Here is a 14,872-nt window from a genome sequence, read left to right as displayed (position 1 = left end):
ACGACGCCTACAAGCGGTTCCGGCTGCGGATGGGCTACCGGGGACAGGACGCCACGGGCAACCCGGGCATCGAGTCCCTGAAGAAGCTGGCCACGCGGCACGGTTTCAAAGCCATGGCGAAGCGGGACTCAGCGTCATAGATGAGGAACTGGCCCATGTGGTCGTGGTCCGGCAGCCCCCAGGACCGGCACCTGACGTTCAAGGTGGCGGGCTGCGACGGACGTCGCGGCGGGATCCGGCTGCGGGAGCGGGCCGCACGTCAGGACCCACGGTCCGGACGATTCCGAGGGCGGCGCGACGAGGCTCTTCGTCGCCCCGGGCGGCGATGTCGGCATCGGCACCACCACCCCGGCCGGCATTGGCGTGGGGAACCGCACGTCGAAGTCAGGGCCACGAGTAACGTCAAGCTGTCCGTGCGGACCGCGAACGTCGCCGCGGCGGTCTTCGCGCGCGACCAGAGCCTGTTCGGCGCACCGGCGGGCATGTTCGTGGGCACCCTTTTCCTGACGCCGTTGAGCTTCTTCACCACGAGCACGAGCCGGTTGACCATCGGCACCGACGACCCCGCGGAGCCTCACCTGAGGCTGCATCGGCAACGGAAATCCAGAGCAGGAAGACGTTTGCAGACGATGCTCCGCATCAGCGGCGCCCCTCAGGTGCTGCACGAACTGCTGGCCGCCGACGGCTCTCCGGGGGAAGAGGCAGCCCGGTCGTCCGGGCCTCTCGTGGGCGATGCCGCGCGGGCGGAACAGGGCGCGATTTCGGCCTCGATGTGGCGACGTAAGAGTTCCGTCATCTCCCCAGGGCTCCACGGCGCCCGCCCACCGCGTTGAATGAGACGGTGGCTGAACGATCTCCCGGGAGGCGAAGAGGAATGCGGCGGACTCGGAAGACACGGCGCGGACGCTTGATCGGTGTTGTCCTGGTGATGATCGTTGCAGGGGCGGGATTCGGGCTGTACTGGTTCCAGCCGTGGAAGCTGTGGCAGGACGAGACCGTGGAAGAGGCGCTGCCCGGCACGGTGCAGACGTCCGGAACTCCCCGTGCGGAGCCTTCTGTCACCGTCTCTTCGGCTTCCCGGCCACAGACCGTGGCGAGCGGCGAGCTGGTCAGCCACGAACACGCCACGTCCGGCACGGTGAAGCTGATCCGGCTGGCCGACGGCTCCCATGTCGTCCGGCTGGAGAACCTCGACACGAGCAACGGACCGGACCTGAGGGTGTGGCTGACCGACGCGCCGGTGAAGGAGGGACAGGCCGGCTGGCACGTCTTCGACGACGGGGAACACGTAAGTCTCGGCAGGCTCAAGGGAAACAGGGGCAGCCAGAACTACCCCGTGCCCGACGGCGTGGAACCGTCTCGCTACTCCAGTGTCAGCATCTGGTGCGACCGCTTCGACGTCTCGTTCGGCGCGGCCGAACTGGTCGGCTCCTGAACCGGCCTCGGGATCGATGGAACCGAGGTTGTCGGTGCCTCACCGCGGCGGGGTGCCGGCGCGTCTTCGCCGACACGAAGTCCGGCAAGGACGACCTGCGCCGAGAACTCAAGGCGTGTCACGGCTTCCTGCAGTCCGGCGACACCCTGGTGATGCCCGCGCTCAACCGCTACGGCCACGTGCCCAAGGACCTGGTGCACATGTGCGGCGAGTCCCGGCGCCGCGAGGTCGGCTTCTGCCCGCTGCACGACCGCCTGGACACCACCATGCCCGGCGGTCGGCTCGTCTTCCGCGTCTTCGCCCTGCTTGCCGAGTTCATCCGCGAGTTGATCGAGCTCGCTGCCGGACCGCTACCGCTGGACTCCGGCGGGACCAGTCCCGCGGGCGGCTAGTCCTGGGCGGTCGAATTCTTCACGGATACGCTGGGCCTGGAGCCTGATCGTGCATTCCCGGGCGTGGTCGTTGATCAGCCCCATGGCTTGCATGAACGCGAACACCGTCGTCGGCCCGACGAACTTCCAGCCGCGCTTCTTCAGGTCTTTCGACAACGCGACCGAAGCCGGGGATGTCGACAGGGTCTGTGGCTCGGCCAGGTCGCCTGCGTCGGGTTCGTAACGCCACACGAATGCCGCCAGTGATCCCTCGCGCTCGACCAGTTCCTCCACCCGTCGGGCGTTGTTGATCACTGCCTCGATCTTGCCGCGGTGCCGGACGATGCCCGCGTCGCCCAGGAGGCGGTCGACGTCGCTCCGGTCGAATCGGGCGACGGCCGGGACCTCGAAGTCCGCAAAGGCGGCTCGGAAGTTCTCGCGCTTGGCGAGGATCGTGCGCCAGCTCAGTCCGGACTGGAAGCCCTCCAGGCTCAGCTTCTCGAACAGGCGACGGTCGTCGTCGACGGGAAAGCCCCATTCGGTGTCGTGGTAGGCGAGGAACTCGGGGGCGGCTCGACTCCATGGGCAGCGCGGCTCGCCATCGGGGCCGAGGAAAGGCACCGTCACAGCAGGAAACCCAGCCGCTCGTTCGCCATCCCGGGCGCGATCTCGATGATCTCCGCCCTGACGACGTCCTGGGCGACGAACGGGTCCTCGTCGACGCGCTTCTGCAGCAGTTCGGGCGAGGTGTCGTGGGCGAGGACCGCGCCGCCGAGGCCCGGCTGGATGCTGCCGACCAGTAGGAAGACCCCGTCGTCCAGACCGCGCTTGATCCACTCCTGGTGGCCGGCCATGTGCTGCCCGGCGGCGGCCTTGTTGTCGGAGAACCGAAGCAGGACCACGAACATGCGATCTCTCATTTCTCGTAGGTGCGCAGCCAGTTGCGCATACGGTCGACTTCACGCCGGATGAATGCCTCGTCGCGGAAGGCGTTGGCCATGACGGCGACGCCTTGGCTGAAGGCGAGCACGCACATCGCCAGCTCGTCGGCCTGCTCGGCCGTCCCGAGCAGCGCGAACTGCTCGCGGAGCCAGGTACGGAACAAGGCGAACGGACGGCCGGCCTGGCCGAGCATGGCGTGGTCCAGCTTGGCCAGCTCCGTGGTCAAGGTGCCCACGGGGCAGCCGTAGTCCTGAATGTCGGCGCGGTTGGTCAACACGATCTCGATGTACCGCATGATCCGGCCGGCAGGGGTGGACGCTTCGGCCTCCCACTGCTCCAGCATCCGCCGGGTGTCGGCGAGGCGGGCTTCGATCACCGCGTCCAGGATCGCGTCCTTGGACTTGAAGTGGTAGTAGAAGTTGCCTCGCGACAGGCCGACGGCTCCGGCGATGTCCGCGAACGAGGTGTGCTCGTAGCCGTGATGGTAGAAGAGCCGGTCGGCTGCCGCGACGATCTGCTCACGGGTTGCCGCAGCAGTCACAGTGATCTCCTCACGTCGTAGGACAGTCGACCTAGAGCCATCAACGTAGGTCAGCTGTCCTAGATCGTCAAGCGGTTGACACCGCTGGTGCGGGCGACCTGGCGGGACGGCGCTCCGGGGCGACCGTCCTGCGATTCGCCAAGCGCAGGCGTTCCGCATGCCCCTTGACTCGTTCGCGCCGTTCGTCGGCGCCGGCGGGTGCGTTTCCCTGTTGTTGGTCGCCCACTACCGTCAGTGCGCCAGCGCGGGCCTGATCATCGCGGAGTCCACCACGATCTCTCCCGGGCGGTCGGTTGTCCTTTTGCGCCTGGCCTGCATGACGGCGCCCACGCGGCGAGCCGGCGGCGCCTGACCGACGCGGTCCACGAAGAGGGCGCCCGCCTGATGCAGGTTGTGCACATTCTCGGCCGGCGCGATACGCCGCTGCAGTGACCGCCCGTCCCGCGAGGTAGCCCGTTCGTGCGTGCCGCGCTCCGTTTCCTGACGCCTCGTCGGCGGCGTCCTGACGGCATCCGGCATGCGGACCCTTGTGAAGACTGCCGGTGGGCGGCAGTGCGCGGACCGGAGGCCGTCGAAGAAGATTGGCTCAGGGAGGCGCGGTTCCGATGCCGGACACCGGCAGGTGCGGCCACCAGAACGGGAAGCAACACCGCCGCCCGCCTCGGACGGCCAATGGACTTCAGCGACCGGTGCACCGCCCGTGCTCCCCCGCCCACGCCCGCGGTGAGCACAGGTCTTGTACCGAGAGAGAGGAGCAGCTGTGACGCCGTTTCTCGTTCCGCTCGCCGTGGCCGCCCTGGTCGTGGTCGTCTGCACGACGGTGCTGGTCCGTCGGGACCGGCGCCGGATGGCTGCGAGCGTGGAGAGCCTCCGCATCGAGACGGCCGCCACTCGCGGCCTGCGGGACGCCCGCCGCAGGGCACATGCCTACCAGAACCGGTTCCTGCGCGAACACGACTGAGCTCCCGGACCTTCGCAGGTCAGGGAGTACTTCCCCCGGCAGGACTGCCTTCGGCTCCCTTCGTGAGGGCCAGGCGGCCGGGCAGCCCGGTTCCGTCATCGGCGGGCCGCGGCCAGCGTGTCTCTGCCGACGCTCATCGCCCCGTATTCGAACGCCGGGTCGGGGGCGCGCATGCCGGGTTCCCAGCCGACGGGAAAGGCTGCTGCGCTCGGCGTCGTACATTGCCGGGCCAGGAGCCGTCGCGTTGACGCGAACCTAACGCGGTGTGTCCTGCTGCGGCTGCCCGGATGCGAAACGCTCGGCGAGCTGCGAGCCGAACATCAGGCCGGCGGTGAACATCATCAGCCCGAACTGCAGAGGAGACGCGAGGAACGCCGAGTCCTCGCCGTCCCGGCCGCACAGCAGAGCGAACAACGACCAACCGCACAGCCACAGCAAGTCGAACACAAGTCACGGTTCCCGGTTCAGGCCGACGCGAAGTACCGCAGCCACACGTACCCGGCCGACAGCGCCACCGTGACGACCGTGACGACGAGGCCGTACTTGGTGAACTGCCAGAAGGAGATGGGCTGGCGGTTGCGTTCGGCGATGCCGAGGACGACGACGTTGGCGCTGGCGCCGATCGCGGTGGCGTTGCCGCCGAGGTCCGCGCCGATGGCCAGCGCCCACCACATGACGTGGTCGGGGTCGCCGCCCATGCTGTGCACCAGATCGGAGGTGATCGGGGCCATGGTGGCCACGTAGGGGATGTTGTCCACGATGCCGGACAGCACGGCCGAGGCGCCCAGCAGCAGCATGGAGCCGCCGAGTTCGTTGTCTCCGATGGCGTGGGCGAGCGAGCGGGAGATCTCGCCGATCACGCCCGTCTCGATCAGGCCGCCGATCATGATGAACAGCCCCGCGAAGAAGGCCAGTGTGGGCCACTCGACCTCGCCCAGAACGTCACGCGTCTCCGCGGAGGAGACAGCAATCAGCAGGCCGGCGCCGAGCAGGGCGACGACGCTGGGCGCGTAGTGCAGCACCGGATGCAGCACGAACCCGGCCACTACCAGGGCCAGTACCGCGAGCCCCTGGACCAGCAGCCGGGGGTCGCTGATGGCTTCCTTCTCCTCCAGCGCCATGATCTCCTCGGCGCGTGTCTCGTCGTAGACGAAGGATGCGCGGAACAGGAAGCGGCACAGGGCGAGGAGAACCACCACCAGAACCGCCGACAGCGGGGCGAGGTGGACGAGGAAGTCGTTGAAGGACAGCCCGGCACGGCTGGCGATGATGATGTTCGGCGGGTCCCCGACCAGGGTTGCCGTACCGCCGATGTTCGACGCGAACACCTCGGCGATGAGGAAGGGCGCGGCGGGCAGCGCGAGGCGCTCGCAGACCAGGAGGGTCACGGGGGCGACCAGCAGGACCGTGGTCACGTTGTCGAGGAGCGCCGAGGCGAGCGCGGTGATCACGACGAGCATCACCATGACCCGGAACGGCCTGGCCCGTGCCCGCTTCACCGCCCAGATGGCCAGGTACTCGAACATGCCCGTCTTCTTCAGCACGCCGACGATCATCATCATGCCCATGAGCAGGAAGATGACGTTCCAGTCGACGCCGGAGTGCTCGGAGAAGAAGGCCGACGAGTCGTCGGTCGCGCCGATCGCCAGCATCAGCGCGGCACCGCCCAGCGCGGCGCCGACCCGGTGGATCTTCTCGCTGATGATCAGGCCGTACGTGGCCACGAATACGACGACCGCCGCCCAGCTCTGCCAGTTGTTCACGTTCCTCCGACAAGTCGTTCCGACATACGGGCCGCCGTATCCGCGCCCACCAGCCGGGGGCGGCGGTCGCCGTGGCGCTCGACGACGGCGACCAGCGGGGTGTGGGTGCGGGCCATGAGAGCCGCGACGTGCGTGACTCTCGCCTCCAGGGTGACCGCCGGTGGTCGGACCCGGTGGCGTGGCAGCCACTGCGCCACCGTGAGCCTGGCGAGCCTCTCCAGCGGGTCGTCCAGGACCCGGTCGTCGAATCCCGCGGCGTACTCCGGGTCCGTCAGCGCCTCGGCGGGCAGAAGCGGGCCGATCAGCTGCGGGCCCGCCACCGCGGCGTACGGCCATCCGGCACGGTCCACGACCAGCAGCGCGGGCAGCCGCCGCTCGACCAGCAGACAGGCCGCGCCGCGAGCGTCGTCGTCCACGCCGACGCACGGATACGGCTCCGCGAGGTCACGCGCCGACACGGCCGGCCCCCTCGACAGTCCGGGGCGACTCGTCGCCGCCGGGCACACCGGCGAGGTCCTCGACATCGAACATGCGGGCGATCGGCACATCCGTCGAGCTGTGCGCGATGATCGAGAACGCGATGCACACCGCGATGAGCGTGTACGCCTCTTCGCCCTGCGGGATCCCCGCCTGGAGCACCAGCAGCCCGTACACGACCGAGGCGAACCCCTTGGGCCCGAACCAGGCGGCGACCAGTTTCTCCTGGCGGGTGAAGCGGGTGCCGAGCAGCGACAGCAGCAGCGACGCCGGCCGGATGAGGACGATCGCGAGGACCACGGCGACGTACCCGCCGAACGACAGGTCCCCGAAAAGCTGCGGTGTGAGCAGCGCACCGAAGACCAGCAGCGCCGCGAACTTGGCCAGCTCCGCCAGCGCCTCTCCCAACGGCTCGAACGACTCCTTCGCCTCCAGGGAACGCGCGGTGAGTACGGCGCCCGCGGAGAAGGCGGCGAGGTAGGGATTGGCGTGCGTCAGGTGGCAGGCCGCGTAGAGGATAACGCCGATCGCCAGCGGCAGCAGTGGTTGCAGCTTCGGCTCGGCGCCCAGCAGGCGGAACCGCACCAGCTCGATCACCGCGAACGGCAGCACGATGCCGAAGACAAGTCCGAGGGCGAGTTCCAGGGCGATCTTTCCGAGAGACGCCTCGGCGTGCCCGGTGGTCGGTCCGGCCGCGGCGATCAGGACGAGGACGACCGGCAGGGCCAGCCCGTCGTTGATGCCGCTCTCCACGTTCAGCAACTGCCGCAGCTTCGCGGGGACTTCCTTGCGACTGACGATGGCGGAGGCGAACACCGGGTCGGTCGGCGCGAGCACGGCACCGACCAGGAAGGACGTCGTCCAGTCCAGACCCACCAAGTAGTGCGTGATCAGGGCCATGCCCAAGAACGCCAGCGGCATGCCCAGGCCGAGCGCGCGGGCCGGGCTGCGCCAGTTGGCCCGCAGCTTCGGGAACGAGACGTGCATGCCGTCGGTGAACAGCACCGCGAACAGCGCCAGGTCGGCCGTGACGGACACGATCTCGCTGTCCGGTGTGATGTGGATCAGTCCGAGGAAGCCGTCGCTGACGAGCGCGCCGCCGACCAGGAAGAGGAACGAGGTGGACAGGACGGTCCGGGCGGCCAGACCTGACAGCAGTACCGCGATGAGCAGCGCCACCCCGAACACCACGACGAGCACCATGACCCGGACCCCCGATCGGTGAAGAGACTTGTCCCTGAACCGCCGACCAGACTTCCCGGCACACCGTGGGGAACCCTACACGCTCTTTACGCGACGTTGACAGGTTGTTCCCGTGCACCCCTGCGCTTCTCCGTGCTGCCGGAACCCGGCAACGCGGAGAAGCCGGTGGGTCACTCGGGGTTCGTGCCGCGAACGGGCGGCGGAGTGGCGGGACCGTCGGCGGTCGGCGGATCGTCGGAGGCGCTCTCGGACTGACCCGCCGTGGGCCGGTTGCGTCCCCCCGACGCCCCGGGGGCCTCGGCGGGCAGCCAGGAGAAGAGTCCCAGCAGTGCCACGAGGGCGGCCACAGCGCCCAGGATCCGCAGCACCCGTCGGGTCCTCGCCCACGCGTCGAGGTGCCGCCACGAAGGACCGGGCCACGGGTCGTCCGGCAGCCAGATGTCTCCGATGGAGTCGGTCTCGGGCAGGAGGGTGCCGTCGCGGTGGGCCGCGCGCTCGCGCGCCGAGGGCTCCCGCGGGGCGGATCTGCGGATCGCTTCCTCGCTGTCGGTGAGGAACTTCAGCCAGACACCCTCGGGGATGAGAGGATCACGGGGAGTCACTTCGTGCGACCTCTCCCTTCGAGGCAGCGGGGAAGCCTGCCGACGGTCGGCACGCCGGACCCGTGCCGCATCCAATGTGCCAGCTTCACTCCTGGGCGCCGAATCGGCGGACGACCGTCGGCCGACTCCCCCGGACTCGATCATTGCACAGTGCAAAATAAGATCGCCACCCCATGGTCCAACGGGGTGTCGCGTGTCCCGTGTCCGTGTGTCAGCGGGGTGGGTGCTGCGGGTCGAACGCTTCGAGGCGGACGAACGGGATGGCTCGGCCTGCCTCGCGGTACGACCTGTCGCCGCGGTCGGCGGGCAGGCCCAGGAACCCGCACAGCCGGCGAGCCGCCCGGGGGTGGCGCCGGGCGTACTCCGCCATGATGTCGGCGCCTTCGTCGGCGGAGAGGAAGACCGCGGTGACGGCATGATGGCGGTTGCCGGACTGTATGACGGTCTTCGGGTGCGCGCGCAGGTTGCGGAACCAGTCCGAGGCGGGACCGAAGCCCGCGGCGACGGTCCATGAGCGGCTCGGCGCCTCGTGCGCCACGACCTCCAGGACTGCTTGGCGGTCGAGGCCGGTCCTGCGGCCCACGTGGTGCAGGAGCAGGAAGCGCTCGCCCATAACGGGGCCCAGCCCGGCTCGGAAGAGGAAGACGGGGGTGCGGGCGGCCAGACGTCGCCAGCCGGTGGGGAGGGGGGGATTGGAACGGGTTTCTCTGTGGGGCAACGTCGCCTGCCAGGAGGGTCGTCGGGCGCCGCTCGGGTAGAGGGCTGGTGTGGAGGCCGCTTCAGTGGGGCAACTTTTGCATAGTCTAAACTCGGCAGGGGTGCCTTTGCCTGCTGATGGGGGAAGGCTGCCCCGGAGTCGCGACACCGCAGGAGGACGTCCATGGCCACGACCAGACGGGTGCCCCGTTCCGGTTCCGGGGTCCTGACCTGGATGCCGGTGGCCGCGATGATCGTGGTTGCCGTCGCGGACGTCGTGGCCGGACCGGGCGTGGGGTTCCTGCCGCTCGTCTCGCTCGGGCCCGCCTTCGCGGGGCTGGTGGGAGGCTGGCGGCGGACCGCGCTGATCGGCTTACTCGCTCTGGTGCTCTGCCTCGCCCTCGGGATCTACGACGGCCTGTTCGAAGGCCGTCGTGGCTTCACCGCGCTGGTTTCGGTGGCCGGTGTCACGGGGGTGGGCATTGCCGCGGCCGTGATGCGCTCACGCAGGGAGGCCGAGCTGGCCAGCGTGCGCTCCATCGCCGAGGTGGCCCAGCGGGTGCTGCTGCGCCCGGTGCCGAGAACCGCGGGCCCGCTGCAGGCGGCGGTGTCGTACACCTCCGCCGTCGCGGAGGCGCGCATCGGTGGCGACCTGTACGAGGTGGTCGCCTCGCCGCACGGCATCCGGGTCATCGTGGGCGATGTCCAGGGCAAGGGACTGGCCGCGGTGGAGACGGCCGCCGTGGTGCTCGGCGCCTTCCGGGAGGCGGCCCACGACGAGCCCGATCTGCTGGGGCTCGGGGAACGGCTGGAGCGGAGCGTGGCCCGGGAACTCGAGGGGGAGAAGTTCGTCACTGCCGTTCTCGCCGAGATCGGTCGCGACGGCGGGGCGGTGTTCCTGAACTACGGTCACCCACCTCCCATGGTCGTACGCAGGGACGGCGCGGTGGAGTTCCCCGAGCCCGGCGCCTACGCACTGCCGCTGGGCCTGGGCGCCCACGGGGCCGAGGGGCCCAAGCCCTACCAGGTGGACTTCGAACCGGGTGAGCAGATCCTGCTGTACACCGACGGCGTGAGCGAGGCGCGCGACGAGTCCGGGGCGTTCTATCCACTCGCCGACCGGGCCTACCTGCTCAAGGAGCCCGACGCGCAGGCGGCCCTGGAGACGGTGAGAGAGGACCTGGTACGGCACACGGCCGGGCCGCCGCACGACGACGCGGCGATGCTTCTGCTGCGCTTCCATGGTCATGGGAAGGGAAAATCTGTTCCTGACCCGTGAGTGACCAGGCTCTTCGGCACGATAGAAAGGACATATGCCGGAGCACACGAGCCCCCTCGGGGCCATGGACGATGTCGACGAGGTCACCCGGGCGGTGCTGACCGCGTCCCGGCTGCTGGTGGCCGTCTCCGCCCGCTCGCTGGCCGCGGTCGAGGAGCGCGTCACCCTCGCGCAGTTCCGCATGCTCGTCGTGCTCTCCAGCAGAGGCGCCACCAAGCTGGTCGCCCTCGCCGACCTGCTCCAGGTGGCGCCGTCGACGGCCATGCGCATGGTGGACCGGCTCATCGCCGCCGGGCTCGCCGACCGCCAGACCAACCCCGGCAACCGCCGCGAGACCCTGCTGCAGCTCACCGACGAGGGGCGGCGCACCGTCGAGGAGGTCACGGCCCGGCGCCGTGAGGAGATCGCCGCGATCGTGGCGAGGCTCAGGCCGACGCAGCGACTGGCCCTCGTTGAGGCCCTCGGGGCCTTCAACGAGGCCGGAGGGGAACCGCCCGCGCCGGTTGCCGCGGACGACGCCGAACCGCATCCGCTCGGGTGGGGGCCCGACGCGGTGATGGCCCACGAGTGATCCTCCCCTGACCTCGGTGCCGTGCTGGGCTGTGTGGTCCGGACCGAGCACGGAGCACGTACCCGGCGTTCCCTCTGCTCCCGCTCACTTTGCATAATGCAAGGGATACGGGGCCGAACTGGTCCGGAGCGGGACGGAAAGGATGGGTGGCCATGCGTCGGTCGAGTCGCCCGTCGTGCCCCGTGGAGTCGCGGCTGGCGGGACATGTGCGTGCCACTGTGTGGGGGCCTGCCGAGTTCGTCCGGCTGCCGCCTCGCTGGCTGGTCGGGGAGGGGGTGCTCGCGGCCGCGCTGGCCGTTCTGGGCATCGTCGGTACGGCCATGGTCGGTGCGTGGACGGGCCGTGCGGCGCTGGCCGACGGCGCGGTCGGCCTGGTGTGCGCGCTTGCCCTCGCTGTCCATCTGGTCGTGGTGCGGGCGGGCCGGGCGCTGGTGGGCGTCGTCGCCGTGCTCGCGGTGGGCCTGGCGGCGCAGGCTCCGCAGGCCGCCGCCGGCGTCGTCCTGGCGGAGCAGGGGCGGGTGCAGATGGTGGAGGTGACGTCCGTACAGGACGGTGCGGACGCTCGGGGCGGGCGCAACCGGTTTCTCTGCTCCGTGGCCGACGACCGCGGTGTGCCGCTGTCGGTGCGTATCTGGCGTGGTTGCGGGCAGGCCACCCGCCCCGGCGACGCTCTCGCCGTCGTCTATGACCCACGCGGGCGGGTGCCTCCGCGCGGCGTCGTGGCCGGGGGAGGGGCGCTGCGTGCGCTGCTCGGCCTGGCCGGGTGGGTGGTCGCTCTGCTCGCCGTGACGGTCGTCGCGGTCGTGCGCTCCTACCGGTCGTCCATCCCCTCGGCCGGTCGGTGCGGGGGCGCTGGCAGCCGCTGATCATCCGGCTGTCGGGCTGGGTGTCGGGTTCGCGGTGTTGACGTTGAGGTCGGGGCGGGGGGTGAGGACGACCATGGGGGCGCCGGGCTGGGGCGGGGGAGGGGTGAGCTGGTCCTTGGGGAGCTTGGGCGGGGTGCTCTGCTGGAAGTTGACCTGTTCGCTGTTGATCACGCCGGTGTTCTCCAGCACCGTGATGTGGTCGAGGACGGTGTCGTTGGCGAGGTCGGCGAGCTGACGGACCAGGCTGTTCCTGGTGGTCGCGCGGATCTTGGCGATGGTCGGGAAGATCTGGCCGTGCGTGACGCGCATGATGTTGGCAGCGGTGCTGTCGAACTGCCTGCCGGACTCCGCCTGCGAGGTCGCCACGAACTGCTGCTGTTGTGGGCTGGCCTGGTTGGGCAGCGTGATGTTCAGCATCGGCGCGATCTTGCGGCACATCTCATCCAGGCCCGCGTGCCCGACGATCAGGTGCGCACCGGCTTCTTTCATCTCCGGGGTCGAGCCCTTCTCCATGGCGATCTCGCCCAGGGGGTACTCCCAGAGGCCGGCCGCCCGGACCTTGACGACGAAGTCGCGATCCGCCTCGGTCAGAGGGCCGAACTGGGTGTTGGCGATGATCCGGTCGGGGGCGGAGGCCGTGGTCTGGATCCCGAGCATGGAGGGGTAGGCAAGGGCGCTGAGGGTCAGGGCGAGGGCCCCGCCCACGAAGACCGTGCCGAGCGTGTTGCGCGAGAAGGGCATGAGTGCCTCCCGGACGTGGTGGCGTGCGGATGTACGTCAGGAGGTACGTGCAGTCGGGCTCGATCAATCATTGCAGTGAGTAAATTTTGCATAGTCTGGAGTGATGTGCATCACACCTGGGTGGTGTCGAGTGGGTGCTGACGGTCGCGTGCCGCCGTCGCTCACGTCTCGTACAGGTGGGCCGAGGCGACGCGCCCCGGGCGCATGATGCGTATCTTGTGGCCCTCGCAGGCCGGGCATTGGGGTGACTGGAGCGGGGAGGGCACCCGTTCGCCGTCGACCTGGTACTTGGCTGTGATCCGGGAGTGCTCGTCCACTGTCACGTCGATGTCGTACGTACCTTCCCAGCCGTGCCCGCAGTCGAGGCAGGCGAACGAGTATGCGCGTCGGACGTGGTCGGTGGTCATGGTCGCCTCCGGGGGTTGATGGAGCCCATCGGGATTGCCTCCTCCTATTTTTGCATAGTGCAATTTAAGTAAAAAGGGCCCACGCCTCAGGGTGTGGCCGACGAGGCGGACTGCGAGGCTCCCGAGTGCAGGGCACGCAGGGCGTTCTGGTGGCTGAGCCAGCCCACGGGCTTCTCGCGGGCGTCGTCGAGGACCGGGACTCCCGTGCCTCCCGCTGAGAGCAGTGTGTGCAGCGCCTGCCCCACGAACTGGTCGGTGGTGACGGGGGACGGCCGCTGGGCCAGCTGCCCGACCCGGGTAGGCGCGGTCTGAGGCTGCTCGGCGAGTGCCTCGGCGACGGCCTGGGCGGTGACCACGCCCCCGTAAGCCCCGGTGTCGTCCACGACGGGCAGGGCGCCGTGACCAGAGAGGCCCAGCAGGTCCGCGGCGTCGGTGAGCGGCGTCGACGAGGGCAAGGGTGAGGGCAGCGGCTCCATGACGGCGCCGACCCGCTGGGTGCCGAGCGGGGCGCCGGGCGCGGGTCCCTCCAGGTCGATGCCCCTGCGGCGCAGCTTGAGGGTGTAGACGGTGTCGCGGGACAGCAGTCGGCTCGTGGCCGTGGCGAGCACGATCGCCAGCATCAGCGGCAGGATGATCGAGTACTCGCCGGTGAGCTCGAAGAGGATCACCACGGCGGTGATCGGTGCACGGGCCGCACCCGCGAAGACCGCGCCCATGCCGACCAGCGCGTAGGCCCCGACCGCGCCGGCCGTGCCGGGCAGCAGGGCGTGCGCGCCGGCGCCGTATGCGGCGCCCAGCATCGCGCCGATGAACAGGCTGGGGGCGAAGACGCCGCCCGAGCCGCCGATGCCGATCGTCAGGCTCGTCGCCAGCATCTTGCCCGCCAGCAGCAACAGCAGGATGCCGACCGCGTAGCCGCCCTCGGTCGCCTTCTGCAGCACCGGGTAGCCGACGCCGTACATCTCGGGCAGGGCGAGCAGCACCAGGCCGAGTGCGAGGCCGCCGACCGCCGGGCGCAGCCACTCGGGTCCGCGCCACAGCCAGTCGCAGGCGTCTTCGATCAGGTAGAGGAAACGGGAGAAGCCCGCCCCCACCGCAGCGGCCAGGACGCCCAGTACGGCGAACAACCCGTACTGCGCGAGATGGTCCACATGGAATCCCGGCAGGGCCAGGAAGGCCACATCACCGAAGGCCGCCCGGCCGATGACGCTCGCCGTCACGCTGGCCAGTACCGTCGCGCCGAACGCCTCCGCGGTGAACGTGCCCAGGATCAGTTCCATGGCGAAGAAGACGCCCGCCAGTGGCGCGTTGAACGTGGCGGCGATACCGCCCGCCGCGCCACAGGCGACCAGGAGCCGCATCCGTCCCTCGGTCACCCGTGCCACGCGGCCCAGGGTCGAGCCGAGTGCCGAGCCGATCTGCACGATCGGCCCCTCCCGGCCCACCGAGCCGCCCGAGCCGATGGTCAGGGCGGAGGCCAGGGTCTTCACCACGGCGACCTTGGGGCTGATCCGTCCACCTCGCTGGGCGACGGCCAGCATCACCTCGGGCACCCCGTGTCCGCGGGCCTCCTTGGCGAAGCGGTGGACGAGCGGCCCGTAGAGCAGGCCGCCGAGCACGGGCGCGAGCAGTACGAAGAACGGCCCCAGCCACGGGACGTGGGGATTGCCGGAGCCGGGCGCGGCGGCGTAGTCGTCGTGGCCGGAGAAGAGACGGGTGAACTCGCCGATGCACCAGCGGAAGACGATCGAGCCGACACCGGCCCCGGCGCCGGTCAGGGCGGCCAGAACCGGCAGGCTCCCGGAGGCGGAGCGCAGGCGCGTAAGCCTTCGTCCGGGGGCCTGGGCCCCCGGTGCGCGTTGGGCCGCCGCCGTTTCGTCCTCGGTCGTCTCGATGGCGTGCATTGCTACCCCTTCCATACGTTTGCATTATGCAAAACATGTCAAGGGTGCGGTGCGGGGGGTGAACGCCGAGGGCGCTGCCGCCGTACCCCCGAGAACGGCAGCCGGACCTGAGG

20 protein-coding genes are annotated in these 14,872 nt (G+C 69.9%); 7 read left to right on the top strand and 13 right to left on the bottom strand.

Annotated elements, in window-relative coordinates:
• Positions 1–413 precede the first annotated feature (413 nt).
• The 3 genes from ACLZN2_RS46280 to ACLZN2_RS46270 are packed head-to-tail and all read left to right on the top strand — an operon-like array spanning position 414 to position 1,827.
• Positions 414–833, top strand: a complete 420-nt coding sequence (locus ACLZN2_RS46280; RefSeq protein WP_416986062.1) for a hypothetical protein — start codon at positions 414–416, stop codon at positions 831–833.
• 41 nt (positions 834–874) lie between these two features.
• Positions 875–1,435, top strand: a complete 561-nt coding sequence (locus ACLZN2_RS46275) for a DM13 domain-containing protein (protein ID WP_416986061.1) — start codon at positions 875–877, stop codon at positions 1,433–1,435.
• The gene (locus ACLZN2_RS46270) at positions 1,384–1,827 is read left to right on the top strand and encodes a recombinase family protein (RefSeq protein WP_416986060.1); all 444 of its coding nucleotides are present in this window, start codon (positions 1,384–1,386) and stop codon (positions 1,825–1,827) included. Before ACLZN2_RS46275 ends, ACLZN2_RS46270 begins: the two co-directional genes overlap by 52 nt.
• Here ACLZN2_RS46270 and ACLZN2_RS46265 read toward each other — a convergent pair.
• The 4 genes from ACLZN2_RS46265 to ACLZN2_RS46250 all read right to left on the bottom strand — a co-directional run bounded on the left by ACLZN2_RS46265 (position 1,786) and on the right by ACLZN2_RS46250 (position 3,808).
• On the bottom strand, positions 1,786–2,427 hold the full coding sequence (locus ACLZN2_RS46265) for a DNA-3-methyladenine glycosylase I (protein ID WP_416986059.1): 642 nt from the start codon (positions 2,425–2,427) through the stop codon (positions 1,786–1,788). The two genes, ACLZN2_RS46270 and ACLZN2_RS46265, sit on opposite strands and share 42 nt — an antisense overlap.
• A 2-nt stretch (positions 2,428–2,429) precedes the next feature.
• Entirely contained in the window at positions 2,430–2,714 is a 285-nt protein-coding gene (locus tag ACLZN2_RS46260) for a YciI family protein (RefSeq protein WP_416986058.1), read from the bottom strand.
• Between the two features lie 8 nt (positions 2,715–2,722).
• Positions 2,723–3,289 (bottom strand): TetR/AcrR family transcriptional regulator, encoded by a 567-nt coding sequence (locus ACLZN2_RS46255; RefSeq protein WP_416986057.1) that lies wholly within the window; start codon positions 3,287–3,289, stop codon positions 2,723–2,725.
• A 231-nt stretch (positions 3,290–3,520) separates the two neighbouring features.
• The gene (locus ACLZN2_RS46250) at positions 3,521–3,808 is read right to left on the bottom strand and encodes a hypothetical protein (RefSeq protein WP_416986056.1); all 288 of its coding nucleotides are present in this window, start codon (positions 3,806–3,808) and stop codon (positions 3,521–3,523) included.
• A 241-nt stretch (positions 3,809–4,049) separates the two neighbouring features.
• Here ACLZN2_RS46250 and ACLZN2_RS46245 point away from each other — a divergent pair, with 241 nt between their 5' ends.
• Complete coding sequence (locus tag ACLZN2_RS46245) at positions 4,050–4,250, top strand: hypothetical protein (RefSeq protein WP_416986055.1); 201 nt, start codon at positions 4,050–4,052, stop codon at positions 4,248–4,250.
• Between the two features lie 255 nt (positions 4,251–4,505).
• Here the strand turns inward: ACLZN2_RS46245 and ACLZN2_RS46240 are convergent, their stop codons facing one another.
• The 6 genes from ACLZN2_RS46240 to ACLZN2_RS46215 all read right to left on the bottom strand — a co-directional run bounded on the left by ACLZN2_RS46240 (position 4,506) and on the right by ACLZN2_RS46215 (position 9,013).
• Entirely contained in the window at positions 4,506–4,697 is a 192-nt protein-coding gene (locus ACLZN2_RS46240) for a hypothetical protein (RefSeq protein WP_416986054.1), read from the bottom strand.
• A gap of 17 nt (positions 4,698–4,714) precedes the next feature.
• Positions 4,715–6,013 (bottom strand): ArsB/NhaD family transporter, encoded by a 1,299-nt coding sequence (locus tag ACLZN2_RS46235; protein ID WP_416986053.1) that lies wholly within the window; start codon positions 6,011–6,013, stop codon positions 4,715–4,717.
• Positions 6,010–6,471, bottom strand: a complete 462-nt coding sequence (locus tag ACLZN2_RS46230; protein WP_416986052.1) for a hypothetical protein — start codon at positions 6,469–6,471, stop codon at positions 6,010–6,012. Before ACLZN2_RS46230 ends, ACLZN2_RS46235 begins: the two co-directional genes overlap by 4 nt.
• A complete protein-coding gene (locus ACLZN2_RS46225) occupies positions 6,458–7,693 on the bottom strand; it encodes a cation:proton antiporter (RefSeq protein ID WP_416986051.1) in 1,236 nt (411 codons plus the stop codon). The genes ACLZN2_RS46230 and ACLZN2_RS46225 overlap by 14 nt, the downstream gene beginning before the upstream one ends.
• A gap of 170 nt (positions 7,694–7,863) precedes the next feature.
• Positions 7,864–8,295, bottom strand: coding sequence for a hypothetical protein (locus ACLZN2_RS46220; RefSeq protein WP_416986050.1), 432 nt, complete (start codon positions 8,293–8,295; stop codon positions 7,864–7,866).
• A 211-nt stretch (positions 8,296–8,506) separates the two neighbouring features.
• Positions 8,507–9,013, bottom strand: coding sequence for a nitroreductase family deazaflavin-dependent oxidoreductase (locus ACLZN2_RS46215; RefSeq protein ID WP_416986049.1), 507 nt, complete (start codon positions 9,011–9,013; stop codon positions 8,507–8,509).
• A gap of 162 nt (positions 9,014–9,175) precedes the next feature.
• On the opposite strand from ACLZN2_RS46215, the gene ACLZN2_RS46210 reads away from it, so the two are divergent.
• The 3 genes from ACLZN2_RS46210 (at position 9,176) to ACLZN2_RS46200 (ending at position 11,707) form a co-directional block, all read left to right on the top strand.
• Complete coding sequence (locus ACLZN2_RS46210) at positions 9,176–10,270, top strand: PP2C family protein-serine/threonine phosphatase (RefSeq protein ID WP_416986048.1); 1,095 nt, start codon at positions 9,176–9,178, stop codon at positions 10,268–10,270.
• A 34-nt stretch (positions 10,271–10,304) separates the two neighbouring features.
• Positions 10,305–10,841, top strand: coding sequence for a MarR family winged helix-turn-helix transcriptional regulator (locus tag ACLZN2_RS46205; protein WP_416986047.1), 537 nt, complete (start codon positions 10,305–10,307; stop codon positions 10,839–10,841).
• Between the two features lie 152 nt (positions 10,842–10,993).
• Positions 10,994–11,707, top strand: a complete 714-nt coding sequence (locus ACLZN2_RS46200; RefSeq protein ID WP_416986046.1) for a hypothetical protein — start codon at positions 10,994–10,996, stop codon at positions 11,705–11,707.
• Here ACLZN2_RS46200 and ACLZN2_RS46195 read toward each other — a convergent pair whose 3' ends face one another.
• From ACLZN2_RS46195 to ACLZN2_RS46185, 3 genes are all read right to left on the bottom strand, one after another.
• Positions 11,708–12,448, bottom strand: coding sequence for a DUF4142 domain-containing protein (locus tag ACLZN2_RS46195; RefSeq protein WP_403834198.1), 741 nt, complete (start codon positions 12,446–12,448; stop codon positions 11,708–11,710).
• Positions 12,449–12,609: 161 nt separating this feature from the next.
• Complete coding sequence (locus tag ACLZN2_RS46190) at positions 12,610–12,855, bottom strand: hypothetical protein (RefSeq protein ID WP_403834196.1); 246 nt, start codon at positions 12,853–12,855, stop codon at positions 12,610–12,612.
• An 86-nt stretch (positions 12,856–12,941) separates the two neighbouring features.
• The gene (locus tag ACLZN2_RS46185; protein ID WP_416986045.1) at positions 12,942–14,759 is read right to left on the bottom strand and encodes a chloride channel protein; all 1,818 of its coding nucleotides are present in this window, start codon (positions 14,757–14,759) and stop codon (positions 12,942–12,944) included.
• Positions 14,760–14,872 lie beyond the last annotated feature (113 nt).

The organism is Streptomyces sp. T028 (assembly GCF_048159505.1).
In the GTDB taxonomy this organism is placed as follows: domain Bacteria; phylum Actinomycetota; class Actinomycetes; order Streptomycetales; family Streptomycetaceae; genus Streptomyces.
Note: the sequence above shows the minus strand (reverse complement) of the source record. Positions and strands in the feature narration are given on the sequence as shown.

What these genes read in the sequence shown, in the direction of transcription:
- ACLZN2_RS46190 (WP_403834196.1), bottom strand. Translation starts at nt 12,855, where the DNA reads ATGACCACCGACCACGTCCGACGCGCATACTCGTTCGCCTGCCTCGAC.
- ACLZN2_RS46185 (WP_416986045.1), bottom strand. Translation starts at nt 14,759, where the DNA reads ATGCACGCCATCGAGACGACCGAGGACGAAACGGCGGCGGCCCAACGC.
- ACLZN2_RS46260 (WP_416986058.1), bottom strand. Translation starts at nt 2,714, where the DNA reads ATGTTCGTGGTCCTGCTTCGGTTCTCCGACAACAAGGCCGCCGCCGGG.
- ACLZN2_RS46205 (WP_416986047.1), top strand. Translation starts at nt 10,305, where the DNA reads ATGCCGGAGCACACGAGCCCCCTCGGGGCCATGGACGATGTCGACGAG.
- ACLZN2_RS46210 (WP_416986048.1), top strand. Translation starts at nt 9,176, where the DNA reads ATGGCCACGACCAGACGGGTGCCCCGTTCCGGTTCCGGGGTCCTGACC.
- ACLZN2_RS46225 (WP_416986051.1), bottom strand. Translation starts at nt 7,693, where the DNA reads ATGGTGCTCGTCGTGGTGTTCGGGGTGGCGCTGCTCATCGCGGTACTG.
- ACLZN2_RS46195 (WP_403834198.1), bottom strand. Translation starts at nt 12,448, where the DNA reads ATGCCCTTCTCGCGCAACACGCTCGGCACGGTCTTCGTGGGCGGGGCC.
- ACLZN2_RS46200 (WP_416986046.1), top strand. Translation starts at nt 10,994, where the DNA reads ATGCGTCGGTCGAGTCGCCCGTCGTGCCCCGTGGAGTCGCGGCTGGCG.
- ACLZN2_RS46250 (WP_416986056.1), bottom strand. Translation starts at nt 3,808, where the DNA reads ATGCCGGATGCCGTCAGGACGCCGCCGACGAGGCGTCAGGAAACGGAG.
- ACLZN2_RS46275 (WP_416986061.1), top strand. Translation starts at nt 875, where the DNA reads ATGCGGCGGACTCGGAAGACACGGCGCGGACGCTTGATCGGTGTTGTC.